The sequence below is a fragment of the Mesorhizobium sp. WSM4850 genome (assembly GCF_055811735.1).
Window position 1 is genome coordinate 1 of record NZ_JBVVPV010000032.1, and the last position, 14,851, is coordinate 14,851.

General features: G+C 61.6%; 14 protein-coding genes. 9 read left to right on the plus strand and 5 right to left on the minus strand.

Annotated features, from left to right (window positions below; all coding sequences use genetic code 11):
* The coding region (locus AC0L2Z_RS24530) for a hypothetical protein (protein WP_473629547.1) at positions 1 to 295 on the plus strand (295 nt) is incomplete at its 5' end.
* Positions 296 to 1,122: 827 nt separating this feature from the next.
* Here the strand turns inward: AC0L2Z_RS24530 and AC0L2Z_RS24535 are convergent.
* Complete coding sequence (locus tag AC0L2Z_RS24535; RefSeq protein WP_473629548.1) at positions 1,123 to 2,019, minus strand: LysR family transcriptional regulator; 897 nt, start codon at positions 2,017 to 2,019, stop codon at positions 1,123 to 1,125.
* A gap of 78 nt (positions 2,020 to 2,097) precedes the next feature.
* Between AC0L2Z_RS24535 and AC0L2Z_RS24540 the strand changes: the two genes are divergently transcribed.
* Genes AC0L2Z_RS24540 through AC0L2Z_RS24560 form a run of 5 tightly spaced genes read left to right on the plus strand, consistent with a single transcriptional unit; the run spans position 2,098 to position 7,442 of the window.
* Positions 2,098 to 3,312 (plus strand): trans-sulfuration enzyme family protein, encoded by a 1,215-nt coding sequence (locus AC0L2Z_RS24540; RefSeq protein ID WP_128168205.1) that lies wholly within the window; start codon positions 2,098 to 2,100, stop codon positions 3,310 to 3,312.
* Between the two features lie 29 nt (positions 3,313 to 3,341).
* Positions 3,342 to 4,376: a transporter substrate-binding domain-containing protein gene (locus tag AC0L2Z_RS24545; RefSeq protein WP_128244946.1), complete on the plus strand. Its 1,035-nt coding sequence runs from the start codon at positions 3,342 to 3,344 to the stop codon at positions 4,374 to 4,376.
* A 60-nt stretch (positions 4,377 to 4,436) separates the two neighbouring features.
* Positions 4,437 to 5,552: an amino acid ABC transporter permease gene (locus AC0L2Z_RS24550; protein WP_128244945.1), complete on the plus strand. Its 1,116-nt coding sequence runs from the start codon at positions 4,437 to 4,439 to the stop codon at positions 5,550 to 5,552.
* A 2-nt stretch (positions 5,553 to 5,554) separates the two neighbouring features.
* Positions 5,555 to 6,643 carry an amino acid ABC transporter permease gene (locus AC0L2Z_RS24555; RefSeq protein WP_287260334.1) on the plus strand — a complete coding sequence of 363 codons (1,089 nt, stop codon included), beginning with the start codon at positions 5,555 to 5,557 and terminating at the stop codon, positions 6,641 to 6,643.
* A 55-nt stretch (positions 6,644 to 6,698) separates the two neighbouring features.
* Positions 6,699 to 7,442 (plus strand): amino acid ABC transporter ATP-binding protein, encoded by a 744-nt coding sequence (locus tag AC0L2Z_RS24560; protein WP_287363498.1) that lies wholly within the window; start codon positions 6,699 to 6,701, stop codon positions 7,440 to 7,442.
* Positions 7,443 to 7,520: 78 nt separating this feature from the next.
* Here AC0L2Z_RS24560 and AC0L2Z_RS24565 read toward each other — a convergent pair whose 3' ends face one another.
* A complete protein-coding gene (locus AC0L2Z_RS24565; RefSeq protein ID WP_473629569.1) occupies positions 7,521 to 8,102 on the minus strand; it encodes a TetR/AcrR family transcriptional regulator in 582 nt (193 codons plus the stop codon).
* A gap of 123 nt (positions 8,103 to 8,225) precedes the next feature.
* Here AC0L2Z_RS24565 and AC0L2Z_RS24570 point away from each other — a divergent pair, with 123 nt between their 5' ends.
* The 3 genes from AC0L2Z_RS24570 (at position 8,226) to AC0L2Z_RS24580 (ending at position 9,550) form a co-directional block, all read left to right on the plus strand.
* A complete protein-coding gene (locus AC0L2Z_RS24570; protein WP_023798529.1) occupies positions 8,226 to 8,405 on the plus strand; it encodes a hypothetical protein in 180 nt (59 codons plus the stop codon).
* A gap of 2 nt (positions 8,406 to 8,407) precedes the next feature.
* On the plus strand, positions 8,408 to 8,929 hold the full coding sequence (locus tag AC0L2Z_RS24575) for a hypothetical protein (protein ID WP_473629549.1): 522 nt from the start codon (positions 8,408 to 8,410) through the stop codon (positions 8,927 to 8,929).
* A 288-nt stretch (positions 8,930 to 9,217) separates the two neighbouring features.
* Complete coding sequence (locus tag AC0L2Z_RS24580; RefSeq protein WP_473629550.1) at positions 9,218 to 9,550, plus strand: four-helix bundle copper-binding protein; 333 nt, start codon at positions 9,218 to 9,220, stop codon at positions 9,548 to 9,550.
* Between the two features lie 180 nt (positions 9,551 to 9,730).
* Here the strand turns inward: AC0L2Z_RS24580 and AC0L2Z_RS24585 are convergent, their stop codons facing one another.
* The 3 genes from AC0L2Z_RS24585 to AC0L2Z_RS24595 are packed head-to-tail and all read right to left on the minus strand — an operon-like array spanning position 9,731 to position 14,741.
* Complete coding sequence (locus tag AC0L2Z_RS24585) at positions 9,731 to 12,898, minus strand: efflux RND transporter permease subunit (RefSeq protein WP_473629551.1); 3,168 nt, start codon at positions 12,896 to 12,898, stop codon at positions 9,731 to 9,733.
* A complete protein-coding gene (locus AC0L2Z_RS24590; protein ID WP_473523199.1) occupies positions 12,895 to 14,343 on the minus strand; it encodes an efflux RND transporter periplasmic adaptor subunit in 1,449 nt (482 codons plus the stop codon). The genes AC0L2Z_RS24585 and AC0L2Z_RS24590 overlap by 4 nt, the downstream gene beginning before the upstream one ends.
* Complete coding sequence (locus AC0L2Z_RS24595) at positions 14,340 to 14,741, minus strand: FixH family protein (RefSeq protein WP_473629552.1); 402 nt, start codon at positions 14,739 to 14,741, stop codon at positions 14,340 to 14,342. Before AC0L2Z_RS24595 ends, AC0L2Z_RS24590 begins: the two co-directional genes overlap by 4 nt.
* Positions 14,742 to 14,851: the final 110 nt, after the last annotated feature.

The window sequence follows — 14,851 nt, forward strand, 5'->3', positions numbered from 1 at the left end:
GTTCCCGTCGCTTTCGACGCAACAGCGGTCGACGGCTCAGAAATGCGGCTCCATGCGTAGGCCGGAAATGTCCGCGCTGGAGCAGAAGCCAAATTCAGTGGATGTTCGGAAAGCGATTGTCCAGTACCTGATCGATCATGTTCGAAACCCGAGCGTTTCGATATTCGAAGTGATCAGCGCCGTGAGGAAGATGTTCCCACTTTGCGAACTGACCGATTGGCAAATCGGCGATCTCATTGCGAGAAGCGCCATTGACGCGGGATTTGCCATTGAGTTCGACGCGGCAGACCCCTAGACGGCATAGCATCGTCGTAACGCTGTTCATGACGCTTGACCGAAGATACACCGCTGCTACCCATTGCGATACACTAAGGCGGGCGACGCTTTGAGGAAGTTGTCACATCAAACGCTTGTAAATGATCGCTTTTCTGGCCTTTTTGCACCCGGTTCGATTTGTCGAACTTGTCCGGCCCGGGAGTCACTTCCTTTTCTACGCCAGGGCGCGATACTGCGCGCCGACGTGCGATTTTTCCCCATGCATCGATCCGATTCATTCAGCTGGATTGGTGCAAACAGCAGAGATTCCGATCGAAGTCAGTGGTAAGCTAGCGTAGCACCTCCCCTCGCTTAGGCCTGCAAAGCTCTCATCGTAGAGTCGGCGGCAACATCGTGAACAGACATGCACCCGGCGCCATTGCGCCGAAACGAGCCGTTCAGAGATTTGGCCAACGACCGGTCCCCGCACGCTTCCAGTTCGAGGCCCGGAAGAATTGATCGAAACAGCCTCTCACAGGTCAGAAGGCGGATGACAAGTCTCCCCTCGGTCCCGCTCCCTGAGCGGTGATGTCGATCCTGTCTGGAATGCCGCAAAGGCCGTCGATAGAAGGGCACTACGACGAAAGCTCTCAGCGTCTTAGGCTTGGTGGATCAAATATTGGATGGGAGCGCAGCTGACGCATATGTGATTGGCTACTTCGGCGATCGGGGTTTGCAGGCCGCGCGGAAGTCCCCCCTGTCGCGCACCGCGCAGGCCAGCCGCCAACTTTAACGGTCTCGAGGAACTCGTTTTATCTTATGCTGGACAGGTATGGGCCTGCCGCGACTATGGACGTGCTCCCTTGCCTACTCTTCGGCCGACAGCACATTGCGCGCGGCATAGAGTTCCGCCGTGAAATCGGCAATCAGAGTCGAGTTGATGCCGTCTGGCGGTCGCAGGATCAGCGCTCGGAAATGGACCGCCGGCTCGAATGGTATTGCGATAATGCCAGCGATCATGCGGTCGGCGATAACGGACGGATTGACCAGGCCGATTCCCATGCCTTTTGCAGCAAGAATGGCGATCGTCAGGCCATAGGGGGTCTCGATCAGGATGCGCGGGCGCACGCCCTGCGCGGCGAAAACTTGGTCCATCGCAACCCGCACCGTGTCCTCCGGTGACAATGCCAGGAACGGCTCGTCGGCGAGATCGGTTGGCGTGATCACCGCCTTCTCCGCCAGTCGATGGTTCTTCGGCATCACGCAAACCGCGCGCGGCGTGTTGAAGACGCTGTGGAGCACACCGCTCGTGTCCACCTCGTCAGCGGCGAGCCCGATGTCGAAACTGCCTGACGCCACCAGATCGCGCACCACATTGGAGGTGCGCACCTGATAACTGATGCGCACCTGCGGATGCTTGCGCGAAAAGGCCACGATGGCGCGCGGCACCAGCCCGTGCCCCAGTGCCGACAAGCTGGCGACACGGATCGTCCCCGTGCCCACTTCCTTGATCTGGGCCGCTCGCAGCTTCAGCCGGTCGAGACCGACCAGATTAGCCTTCACTTCGGCATGGAAAAGTTCGCCTTCGCGCGTGGGTACCAGCCTTCCGCGGATGCGGTCGAACAACTTGAAGCCGAGTTCGGCCTCCAACTTCGCGAGCGAGCGGCTGATCGCTGGCTGCGAGGTGTCGAGCAGCGTTGCGGCAGCGCCAGCGCCGCGCGTGATCATGATTGCGTTGAAGACATCGACGTCGTGCAGGTTCATGGATAAGCCATATCAAAAACGGATGAACTTTATCGTTGCGGTCATAGATAGCAATGGGCGAGATGGCTATGGTTGCCTATGACCCAGCGCGACGACACCTCCCATGTCCATCCTCCCAAGCGTTCGCAAGAGCCGTTCCAGTCGCTCGCGATGCCTGTCGAGCGTGCGTCGACCGTCGTCTTCGACGATCTGGAATCCTTCGAACGTCGCGTCGAGCGTCTGTATGACGGCTTCAGCTACGGGCTCTACGGCACGCCGACCAGCCGTCAGTTGGAAGATCATATCGCCATGCTAGAGCACGCGACGCGCGCGCTTGTCGTCCCGTCCGGCATGGCCGCCATCGTGCTGGCGACCATGGCCACCTGCCGTGGCGGCGACCGGGTGCTTATGCCTGAAACACTGTACGGTCCGGCGCGCGACATGATGGCCCGTTTTCTGGGGCCGCTCGGCATCCACGCCGTTTCCTACGATTCCCGGCTCGACGCTGGAATAGCTGCGCTGCTTGACGACACGACACGGCTGGTGTGGGTGGAATCGCCGGGCTCGTCCACCTTGGAGGTGCAGGACGTGCCGGCCATCGTGGCAGTAGCTCACAAGGCAGGCGCATTGGTGGCGGCGGACAATACCTGGGCCTCGCACCTGCTGTTCAAGCCGCTCGACCACAACGTCGACATCTCTATGCAGGCGCTTTCCAAACATGCCGGCGGCCATGGCGATCTGCTGATGGGTTCGCTCGCCGTGCGTGATGAGGCTCTTTTCCGGCGCCTCAAGGATACGGCGCGATTTCTCGGCTATGGCGTTTCGCCAGAGGACTGCGCGCTATGCGAGCGCGGCTTGATGACCATGCCGGTGCGCATGCGACACGCCGACGCCACAGCCCGCAGCATCTTGGAGTGGCTGTCGGTGCGGACCGAAATCGCCCAGCTCCTTCACCCGAGCCTACCGGACCATCCCGGCCACGCCGCCTGGAAACGCGACTTTGCCGGTTCGGCAGGTATGTTTTCCTTCGTACTGCGGCCGGAACTGGCCTCGCTCCAATCAAAGGTTCTCGGTCGCATGCGCCTGTTCAGGCTCGGCGCGAGCTGGGGTGGCGTGCATTCTTTGATCGCCGTTAGCGATCCGCGAAAAAACCGGGCAAGCCTCGACTGGCTGAAGCCAGGTCCCGTCTGGCGCCTGTCGATCGGCCTCGAGGCATTGGACGACCTGCTGGCCGATCTTTCCCAAGCCTTCGACCTTTTTGCCGAAGCCCGGCGGAACGGAGCTGCCTTGGCCGGTGCCAAGGCTGCCGAATAACAAGAACCTCAACAACAAGGGGAATGAAGATGAAACGCAGAAGTTTAAAGTGGCTCGCCAGTGTGGCAATCGGGCTAGCCGGCGTGGTTTCCGGCATCAGTGACGTGGCGGCACAGGCCGTTGTCAACAAGATCAAGGAACGCGGTTATGTCAGCTGCGGCGCTAGCCAGGGCGTTCCGGGCCTCTCCCGACCGGATGAGAAAGGTTATTATCGCGGTTTCGATTCCGACATCTGCCGCACTTTCGCGGTCGCCATCCTCGGCGACAAGGACAAAATCCGCTACGTTCCGCTCAACGCCGGCCAACGTTTCCCGGCACTGCAGACGGGTGAGATCGACATCCTGTCGCGCACATCCACCATCACATTTACCCGGGATACGGTTGTCCGTTTCGTCTGGATCAACCTCTACGACACGGACGGTGTGCTGGTGCGCAAGGCCGACAACATCACTGAGCCGAAACTGCTCGACGGCAAGACCGTCTGCCTGCAGGGCGGCGGCTCCCTGACCGAAAAGGCCATTGAGGAAACCGAGGACGAATTTGGGATTTCCATGAAGAAGGTCTACTACGACTCGACCATTCAGGCGCGCGACGCTTTCTTCGGTGGTCGTTGCGACTCCTACGTAACCGACGGCACCGCCGCGGCAGGCCAGCGTGCCTCGGTGGCCAAGAATCCGGACGACTACGACATCCTCAAGGTCGGCCACGCCGCTGAACCCAATGGCGTGGCTGTCGCGCGCGGCGACGACCAGCTCTTCGACGTGGTGCGCTGGACAATGAACGCCCTGTTCTGGGCCGAAGCGAACGGCATCACCGCGCAGAACGTCGATGAAAAGCTCGCTGCGGGCAATCCGGAGATCAAACGGGTGCTTGGCGAAGAGCCCGGCTTTGGCGCGCCGCTCGGGCTGGACGACAAATGGGCCTACAACGTCATCAAGCAGATGGGCAATTATGCCGAAATCTGGGACCGGAACCTGGGCAAGGACAGCACGCTCAAGGTCGAACGCGGCATGAATGCGCTGTGGAAAGACGGCGGTCTCAACTATCCCTTCCCATGGGATTGAGCCTTGGTCGGGGCGTGCCGAGCGCGCGCCCCTCCCTTCAACTGATGAACCGAGGCCGGTATGCTAAGCGAAGCCAAGACCAGATCGATCATCATTCAAGGCGTGTTGGTGACGACCGTCATCGCTTTCGCTGCGCTGCTGGTCTCGACCACCTTCGCCAATCTAAGGGCGCGCGGTATCCCGATTGGCTTCGATTTCCTGACGATGCCGTCCAGGATCATCATTTCCGAGGCCATCCTCACCTATAAATCGCGCGATCCCTACTATTGGGCGATCGTTGTCGGGCTGGCCAACACGGTCTTCATTTCCGCTCTTGTCATCTTCTTCTCCTCCGCCCTTGGCCTCGTCGTCGGCATCACCCGGCTGAGCAGCAATCCCCTGGCAGCGGGTACCTGCCGGGTCTGGGTTGAAATAGCCCGCAACTCACCGCCGATCGTCCTTTTGATTTTCCTCTATTCGTTGTGGTGGAAGGTGCTGCCGCCGGTCGGCGAAGCACTGAATCCGCTGCCCGGTGTCTACGCATCCATGCGCGGCTTCGTCGTGCCGGCCATCAGCATCGACATCGGCATGACAGGCGCGCTGATCATCCTGTTCGCCCTGACGCTCGCCGCGCTCAGCTACGGTCTCGCCCGGAGTGGTCGCTTGCCGCCCTTGGTTGTGCCGGCGATCCTGGCTGCCGGCGTCGTGGGACTGTGGCTCGCCGATATTCGCTTCGCCGTCGATTTCCCGGTCTTCACGGGTTCGAACTTCCAGGGCGGCGGTGAACTGACGCCCGAGCTCAGCACCATCCTCATCGGCCTCACGATCTACACCACCGGTTTCGTGGCCGAGATCGTACGCGGCGGTGTTTTGTCGGTCGGTCGTGGCCAGTGGGACGCCGGCCATTCTCTCGGCCTGTCACGTGGCAAGATCCTGCGGCTGGTTGTCATCCCGCAGATGCTGCGGGTGATCGTCCCGCCGCTCAACAGCCAGTACATCAATGTCGTCAAGAATTCGACGCTGGCGATCGCCGTCGGCTACCCGGACTTCCTCGCGGTGATGAATACCATCATCAGCAAATCCAGCCACTCGATCGAAGGCGTCTTCATCATCCTCGGCGCCTATCTCGCCCTCAATCTTACCCTGTCGAGCGCGGCCAACTGGTACAACCGCCGCATCGCCATCGTGGAGCGGTGACCATGGCCATGTCTCTTCCCATGTCCTCCGAGGCAACGCCGGACCATTTCCGGTTCGCCGGCCTGCGGCGCCTAGCCAAGCTGTTGTTCGGCACACCGCTCAACGCCGCGCTCACGCTGCTGTTCGGCGCGCTGCTGTTCGTCACCGTGCCGCCCATGCTGCGCTGGCTGGTGATCGATGCGGTGCTCTTCGACCCCGACCCGAATGCCTGCCGAGCGGCCACTGGAGCCTGCTGGAGCTTCATTTATGCCAAATCCGGTCAACTTCTGTTCGGCATCTATCCGTTCGACGAACGCTGGCGCCCAGCCATTGTTTGCCTGCTCATTCTGGCGCTGCTCGGCTGGTCGGTGCGTCCGGCGAGCTGGACGTCACGACTGCTGGCGCTCTGGGTGGCGGCGTTCGCTTTGATCTTCTGGTTGATGGGGGGAGGCTTCGGACTGGCCGAAGTGCCGACTTCATCCTGGGGCGGCCTGCCGGTGACGCTGATTTTGACCGTCGTCGCCATCGGCATCGCCTTTCCGGTCGGCATCCTGCTCGCGCTGGCTAGGCGCTCGACGCTGCCGGCCGTCCGGGTCGGCGCGGTGGTGCTGATCGAATCCGTGCGTGGACTGCCATTGCTGTCCATCTTGTTCGTGGCGTCGATCATGATGCCGCTGTTCCTGCCCGAGGCGCTGCTGCCCGACAAATTCGTGCGCGCGCTTGTCGCGCTCACCATCTTCGCGGCTGCCTATCTCGCCGAAGTGATCCGCGGCGGCCTGCAGGCCATCCCGAACGGGCAGTATGAGGCAGCAGCGTCGCTCGGCCTGCCCTTTTGGCGCACACAACGTCTCGTCATCCTGCCCCAAGCCATCCGGGTGGTGATCCCTGCGCTCGCCAACACCATCATCGTTATGATCAAGAATACGAGCCTTGTCCTGGTCATCGGGCTGTTCGACCTGATCAGTTCAGGCAAGGCTGCACTGGCCGACCCCGAATGGCCGTCGCCGGCCGCCGAGACCTTTCTCTTCATTGGCGCGATCTTCTTTGCGCTGTCCTTCTCCTTCGCCCGCTTCGCCGATTTCCTGGAGCGGCGGGGCCCGGCCGCTCACTAGGAATGCTGCAATGTCGACTTCCGTATCTGCCATCCGGCACGTTCCATCCCTGCCCATGACAAACGATCCCACCGCCGTCGAGATGGTCGGCGTGAACAAGTGGTACGGGGCCTTCCACGTCTTGAAAAATATAAATCTCACCATCCAGCGCGGTGAAAAACTGGTGATCTGCGGACCGTCTGGTTCAGGCAAATCCACCATGATCCGCTGCATCAACAGACTGGAAGAGCACCAGCAGGGCCGCATCGTCGTGGACGGTATTGAACTGACCGGCGACCTGAACAAGATCGATGAAATCCGCCGCGATGTCGGCATGGTGTTCCAGCACTTCAATCTGTTCCCGCACCTGACCATTTTGGAAAACCTGACGCTGGCGCCGATCTGGGTGCGCAATATGCGCCGCAAGGAAGCCGAGCAGGTCGCCATGCACTATCTCGATCGCGTGAAAATCCCGGATCAGGCGCACAAATATCCCGGGCAGCTTTCAGGCGGCCAGCAGCAGCGGGTGGCCATCGCGCGCTCGCTTTGCATGAGCCCGAAGATCATGCTGTTCGACGAGCCCACCTCGGCGCTCGACCCTGAAATGGTCAAGGAAGTGCTCGACACCATGGTTTCGCTGGCCGAAGAGGGCATGACCATGTTGTGTGTTAGCCACGAGATGGGCTTCGCCCGACAGGTGGCCGACCGTGTCGTCTTCATGGACCAGGGTGAAATCGTCGAGATCAACACACCGGCCGAGTTCTTCTCGAGCCCGCACCACGAGCGCAGCAAGCTATTTCTGGCCCAGATCCTGCATTAGCTAACTCCTACGCAATTCCTCGTGCGTATGGTCAGCATGGAGCGCGTGGCGTGAGGCAATGTGATGACGGCTCCACGTTCACCTGTGGCTGGCGCATAGAGGCCGCAACCCGGCCAGAGTGACCGCAACGAGCCGGCGGACCGCTGCTTTGGATGGCAGGTTGCTGGCCGCTGCGAGAGCGTGGAGGCAAAAGATTGCAAGCTCGCCGGGCGCGACATCATCCCGGAAGCCGCCGGTCTTTGCACCCTCAGCGAGCAGGTCCCGGATGAAATTGCTGAGCTGCTGCTGCGCCTGGGCGACGTGCTCGCCTCGATGCAGGCGCGCCGCGAGTTCGGTGCTGTGGTGCTCGTGAGAAATGAACGCGTAGGCCTCGAGCACAGCTTTGAGCTTCTCGCCAGCGGTGCCAGCCTCATCCCGGATGGCAATCAGATGTTCGAGGTGGCCGGCGACCTGACGTTCATGCCAGGCGACGAGGATCGCTTCAACGTCGGGGTAGTACTTGTACAGCGTCGCACGACCGATTCCCGTCTCCTCGGCGATCTGTGACATCGTCACCGACAGCAGTCCATGCTTGGCCACCAGCGCCGCGGTGGCATCGAGGGTCGCATCGCGCACCGCCCGACGGTGCGCATCGATGGTTTCATTCCATAGCTTCGGCATCACCCCAACATACCTGACGTGGCAGCTTTGTCGAGATAAGAGACATCGTGGCATGATATAGACATTGCGTCTCGATAAAATCGAGCGCCATTATATGTCGATACAGACGATAGAGGAACGGACATGGCCGACCTGCCCCCCTACCCCGGCGCACCGCGCTGGGTGAAAGTGTCGGGGATCGTCGCGATCATTCTGGTCCTGCTGGTTGTCGCTGTGGTCTTCACCGGTATCGGCGGGCCCCACGGTCCCGGCCGGCACATGCCGTCCTCCGGCGTTACAGAAACCGGCGTGCAACAACGATGATTATGGCACCCGGCGTTCGCAAGTTAGCCCTCACTGCGCATGTCACGTCCTCTGTCGGCACGCTCGGCGCAGTCGCAGGCTTCCTGGCTCTCGCCGTCGCCGGCCTGGCAGCCAAGGATTCGCAGATGGTGCGCGCAGCCTATCTCGCGATGGAGTTGACCGCCTGGTATGTCATCGTCCCGTTGGTTCTCGCCTCATTGGTCACCGGGCTTGTCGTGTCGCTGGGCACCAATTGGGGCCTGTTCCGGCACTACTGGGTCGTGGCGAAGCTTCTGCTGAATATTCTTGTCACCGTCGTCCTGCTGCTTCAGCTGAATCTGATTGGCTATCTGTCAGACATCGCAGCAGAGACGACGTTTTCCAGGGTTGATCTTCGGGAACTGAGGATATCACCTGTGATCCACGCCGCGGGAGGGCTGCTCGTGTTGCTCGTGCCTGCGGCGCTATCGCTATACAAGCCGCGGGGCCTGACCCCGTACGGGTGGCGGAAGCAGCATGAGGGGTCGACGGCTCCGCAGCGTTAGAAGCAGCCGCTCCGTCGACACCCGCGCCCGCCGCATCGGAACAAAGTTTTCGCGCTTCCGTTACGCAGCATGTCATGCATTGCACTCTTGCGGATACTTCGGCGGGCGAAGGCAGCTTTTTTCATCTGCTTCGCTGTCGGTTTGCTTCTGTCTGGAGCGCCAACGCGCTGGACCACGACCATCAATTTCCCAAATCGCCGAGTTCAAGCAGTGGCTTGAGAACCAACGCAAAGTGATCGTTAGGAGGCGCCTGTAGCGCGCTCCTCGAATCGAAGAAAGGACACCCCCATGCATCACCTTAGCCCCGAAATGAAAAGCTGCATCGACGAATGCCTGCGCTGCTATTCCGTGTGCCTTTCGACCGCGATGGGCCACTGCCTGGAACTGGGCGGCCAACACACCGAAAAACAACACTTCACGTTGATGATGGCGTGCGCCGAAATCTGCCGGACATCGGCGCATTTCATGCTCATCGGTTCCGAGCACCACAAGCATACCTGTGACGAATGCGCCGAGATCTGCAACGAATGTGCGGATGACTGCGAGCGCATTGGCGACATGCAGGAATGCGTCGAGGCCTGCCGCAGCTGCGCAGCGAGCTGCCGGAAAATGGCGGCCTAGAAGCCTCGTCTGAGGGCGCCCGGTTCAGACCGCGCGCCTTGGTTGCCGCGATTGTCATCTGAAAAACAGGAACTTGATCAAGGCGGCGATCGCGAGAACGACCAGAGCGAGGAGGATGAAGCCTGCTACGCCCATGCCCCACATGCCGCCCGACATCATCTGGTCCATCATTTTTCGCTCCTATTCCGCGGCCAACTTCAGCCGACCGTCTGCTCTTGGCTCCTCGACCGCACTCCGGCTCGGCAACCGCCAGCCCTTGACGATGCCGTAGACGGCCGGAATCACCACCAGCGTCAGGATCGTTGAAGAAATCATGCCGCCGATCATGGGCACGGCAATCCGCTGCATGACCTCCGATCCGGTGCCCGTGCTCCACAGGATGGGCAGCAAGCCCGCCATAATGGCGACCACCGTCATCATCTTCGGGCGTACGCGCTCGACGGCGCCGAACATGATCGCCTCGTTCAGGTCCATCTTGGTCAAACTCCGCTTCCCGGCCACACATCTGGCCTTCGCCTCGCTCCACGCGTTGTCCAGATAGATCAGCATGATGACCCCGGTTTCGGCGGCCACGCCGGCGAGCGCGATGAAGCCCACCGCGACCGCGACCGACATGTTGAAGCCCAGCCACCACATCATCCAAATGCCGCCGACGATTGCGAATGGCAGCGACAGCATGACGATCAGCGTCTCGGTCAGCGCCCGGAAGTTGAGATAGAGCAGCAGGAAGATCAGCGCGAGCGTCAGCGGCACGACGATTTTCAGCCGTGCCTGGGCACGTTCGAGATATTCGAACTGCCCGCTCCAGGCGACCGAATAACCGGGCGGCAGTTTTACCTCGGCGGCGACGGCCTGTTGCGCCTCGTTGACATAGCCGCCGAGATCACGGCCAGCGATGTCGACGAAGATGTAGACTGCGAGCTGCCCGTTCTCGGTGCGGATCGAGGTCGCGCCGCGCGTGAGTTCGACCTTGGCCACCTCTCCGAGAGGTACGAAGCCGCCGCCAGGCAGTGCGATCTGCACGTCGCGGGCGATCGCACCGGGATCGCTTCTCAGCGCGCGTGGATAGCGCATGGCGACGCCATAGCGTTCGCGGCCTTCGACCGTGGACGTGATCACCTTTGCGCCGAGCGCCATGGAGATCACGTCCTGCACGTCGCCGATCGACAGGCCGTAGCGTCCGAGGGCTGCCCGGTCGGGCACGATGTCGAGATAGTAACCGCCGATCACCCGCTCGGCATAAGCGCTCGACGTGCCCGGCACCGCCCTGAGTACCGCCTCGATCTGGCGCGCGACATTTTCCATCTCGCCGAGGTCGGTGCCGTAGACCTTGACCCCGACGGGCGTGCGTATGCCCGTCGACAGCATGTCGATGCGGGCGCGGATCGGCATCGTCCAGGCATTCGACACACCCGGAAACTGCAGCGCGGTGTCCATCTCGGTTTTCAGACTTTCCGACGTGACCCCTGGCCGCCACTCCGATTTCGGCTTGAGATTGATGATGGTCTCGAACATCTCGGTCGGCGCAGGGTCGGTCGCGGTCTGCGCCCGGCCGGCCTTGCCGAAGACGGATTCCACCTCGGGGAAGGATTTTATAATCCGGTCCTGCATCTGCATCAGTTCGGCCGCCTTCGTGACCGAAATTCCCGGCAAGGTCGTCGGCATGTACATCAACGTTCCCTCGTCGAGGTTCGGCATGAACTCGCTGCCGAGCTGGCGCGCGGGCCAAACCGTCACTCCAAGGGCGACAATGGCGAGCAGGATCGTGAGCGTCTTTGCCCTCAGCACACTGGCAATGATCGGCCGGTAGAGCCCGATAAGCAGCCTGTTGAGCGGATTTCTGTGCTCCGGCACGATGCGGCCGCGCACCAGCATCACCATCAGAGCGGGCACCAGTGTCACCGAGAGCAGCGCTGCGGCCGCCATGGCGAAGGTTTTGGTGAAGGCGAGCGGACCGAACAGACGGCCTTCCTGGCTTTCAAGCGTGAATATCGGCAGGAACGAGACGGTGATGATGAGCAGGCTGAAGAACAGCGCTGGCCCGACCTCGGCTGCAGCCTTGATCAAAACCTCGATGCGGGGCTTGCCCGGAGGCGCCCGTTCCAGGTGCTTGTGCGCGTTCTCGATCATGACGATCGCCGCGTCGATCATCGCCCCGATGGCGATAGCGATGCCACCGAGGCTCATGATATTGGAGCCGAGGCCAAGCAGCTTCATAGCGGCAAAAGCCATCAGGATGCCGACGGGCAGCATGATGATGGCGACCAATGCGCTCCTCACATGAAGCAGGAACACGATGGTGACGAGGGCTACCACGATGCTCTCCTCCACCAGCGTCGACTTCAGAGTCTCGATCGCAGCCTCGATGAGCTTTGAACGATCGTAGACGGGCACGATCTCGGTACCTTCAGGCAGGCTCCTTTCGATCTCAGCGAGACTTTCCTTGGCGTTCTCGATGACGGTGAGCGCGTTCGCGCCGACCCGCTGCAGCACGATGCCGCTCGCGACCTCGCCCTCGCCGTTCAGTTCGGCGATGCCGCGGCGCTCGTCAGGCACAATCTCGACCTTGGCGACGTCGCCGAGCCTGAGCGGCACGCCGCTGACCGACTTCAACGCGATGCTTTCGATGTCGGACGCACTCTTTAGGTAGCCGCGTCCACGCACCATGAATTCGAACTCGGAGATCTCGACCGTGCGGCCGCCCGTGTCCATGTTGCTGGTACGAACCGCTTCGCCGATTTCCGAAAGCGTCACGCCCTGAGCGCGCATCCGCGAGGGATCGATCACGATCGAGTACTGCTTCACGAAACCGCCGACGCTTGCGACCTCGGACACCCCTTCTGCCTTCGAGACTGCGAAGCGGACCACCCAGTCCTGCAGGGAACGGAGTTCCGCGAGGGACAATTCCTTGGCAACGACGGCGTACTGGTAAACCCAGCCGACGCCTGTCGCGTCCGGTCCGAGTGCTGGAGAAACGCCGTCGGGCAGACGGCTGGCGGCCGCGTTCAGATATTCGAGCACCCGGCTCCGCGCCCAATAGGGATCGGTGCCGTCCTCGAAGATCACGTAGACGAAGGATACGCCGAAGAAGGAGAAACCGCGCACCACCTTCGACCGTGGCACGGTCAGCATAGAGGTCGTCAGCGGATAGGTGACCTGGTCCTCGACGACCTGCGGGGCCTGGCCCGGATAATCGGTGAACACGATGACCTGGACGTCGGAGAGGTCCGGTATGGCATCCAGCGGCAAGGTCTTGACCGCATAGACCCCCGCGGCAGCGGCAAGTGCGGTCGCGAAGAATACGAGGATCAGATTTCGGGCCGACCAGGCAATGAGCTTTGCGATCATGGCTGCGCCTCCGCAGGCGTCAGCGCGCTGAGCGCGGCCTTCAGGTTGCTTTCGGCATCGATCAGGAAGTTAGCCGAGACAACGACCTTTTCGCCTTCGGCAAGGCCCTCCATGATCTCGGCCATACCGTCGCCTCGCATACCGATCTTCACGTCGCGCGGCTCAAAGCTGCCTTCGCCCTTGTCGACGATCACAACCTGGCGGTCCCCCGTGTCGATGACGGCGCTGTCGGGCACGGCCACGACAGGATCAGTGCCGCCCGTCGCGATCTCCACCTCGGCATACATGTTGGCAAGCAGCAGCCCCCCGGGATTGGGGAGTTCTATGCGAATCCTCGCGGTCCGGGTCTGCCCCTGGATTTCAGGGTAGATCAGACCGACCTTGCCTTCGAACACCTTGCCCGGAAGGCTGCGGATGCGGACGGTCGCCTTGTCCCCGATACGAACCGAACTCAACTCGTATTCCGGCACATCGGCCATTACCCAGAGGGTCGAAACATCGGCGATCCGGAACAGGGTCTGGCCTGCCTCCGCCATCATGCCGTCGACGGCCAAGCGCTCCAGGACAACGCCGCTGCGGGGCGCCATCAGCGTAACCGAGATCGGCACCTTCTTCGTCTTCTCGATCTCAGCAATCGCTTCCGCAGGGACGCCGAGATTTTCCAGACGCTGTAGGCTGCCTGCGACCGCGCCTCCACGCGCGTCGCCCTTCAGGTCGGCGGCATAAAGCGCACCTGCCGCGGCGATCTCCTTGGCGTAGAACCGCACCAGCGGCTGGCCTTTTTCAATCGCCGTTCCAGTCGTCACGTCAGCCACTTCCTCAAGGAAAGCCTCGGTGCGAGTCGAGACGACGCTGACGCGGCGCTCGTCCAGCGTGACTGTGCCGGGGACCCGGACCGGACGTTTGATCGCGCCTCTGGTGGCCAGCGCTGTCTTCACGCCTGTCCGTTGCAGCTTTCCTGGCGAGACTTTGACGGTCGAGCCGTCATCCGCTTCACCTTCGAAGACGGGAATGTAGTACATCCCCATGGAATCCTTCTTCGGCACAGGAGACGTGTCCGGCAGGCCCATGGGATTGCGGTAGTAGAGGATCTTCCGGTTGCTCGGCGCCACCGCTTCGCCGCCTACCTTCATCTCGGGGCGAAACTCGAAGCTCACATCCTCGCTTGCCAGAACCGCCACGAAATCCCGGCCATCTTCGGTGCGCTTTGGTGTCGACGAATAGGCGGGATCTCCGTCGGGATGGCGGTAGTAGATGACGTGACCAGAGGGAGCCGGATCGGCAGTCGCCGGCTTCGGTTCCGCGTTGAGCGGGCGCCCGATGGTCGTCTCGATCATTTGCACGATGTCCGAGACGGATAGATCATGTTGTCCGGCCGAGTATCCGCCGGCGCCCGCCCCTGCCGTCAATACGGCGAGGGTCAGGAATGAGCCGAACCTTTTCATTGGACGGCCTTGAATTCCAGGCGGCGCTCGACCGTCTCGGTCTCGCCCTGGACCTTGGCGGCAAGCGAGAATCGCCAGCCGCCCGCCATCGTGAGGTTGGTCTTGAGGCGATAGATGCCGGGCTCCTCGGGCGGCAGCGCCTCGACGGGCGTGCTCATCGCCTCCATTCCGTCCGGAGCCATGTCCATTCTGGTGGCGAACACGACGGCGTTGGCCACCGGAGCGCCTGTCCTCTTGTCGAGGAGCCTAACGGCGACGATGGTGCCGCCCCCTTCCTTGATCTCGTTCTCAACGAGCTGGAATTCGTAGTCCTCTTGCGCTGCTTTGGCCGCTTGGGAAGCGACAGTGACGGATGCAAGCGCAAGCATCGCGGTGCGAAATGCGAGTTTCGACTTCATGATCAATGTTTCCGACTGACAGTGTTCCGCGCTTGCGCACGGCGCGAGCATGACAACGTCATGCGAACGGCCCATGCGGCCTTCCTCTGCACGGGTCGCGGCGCTAAACG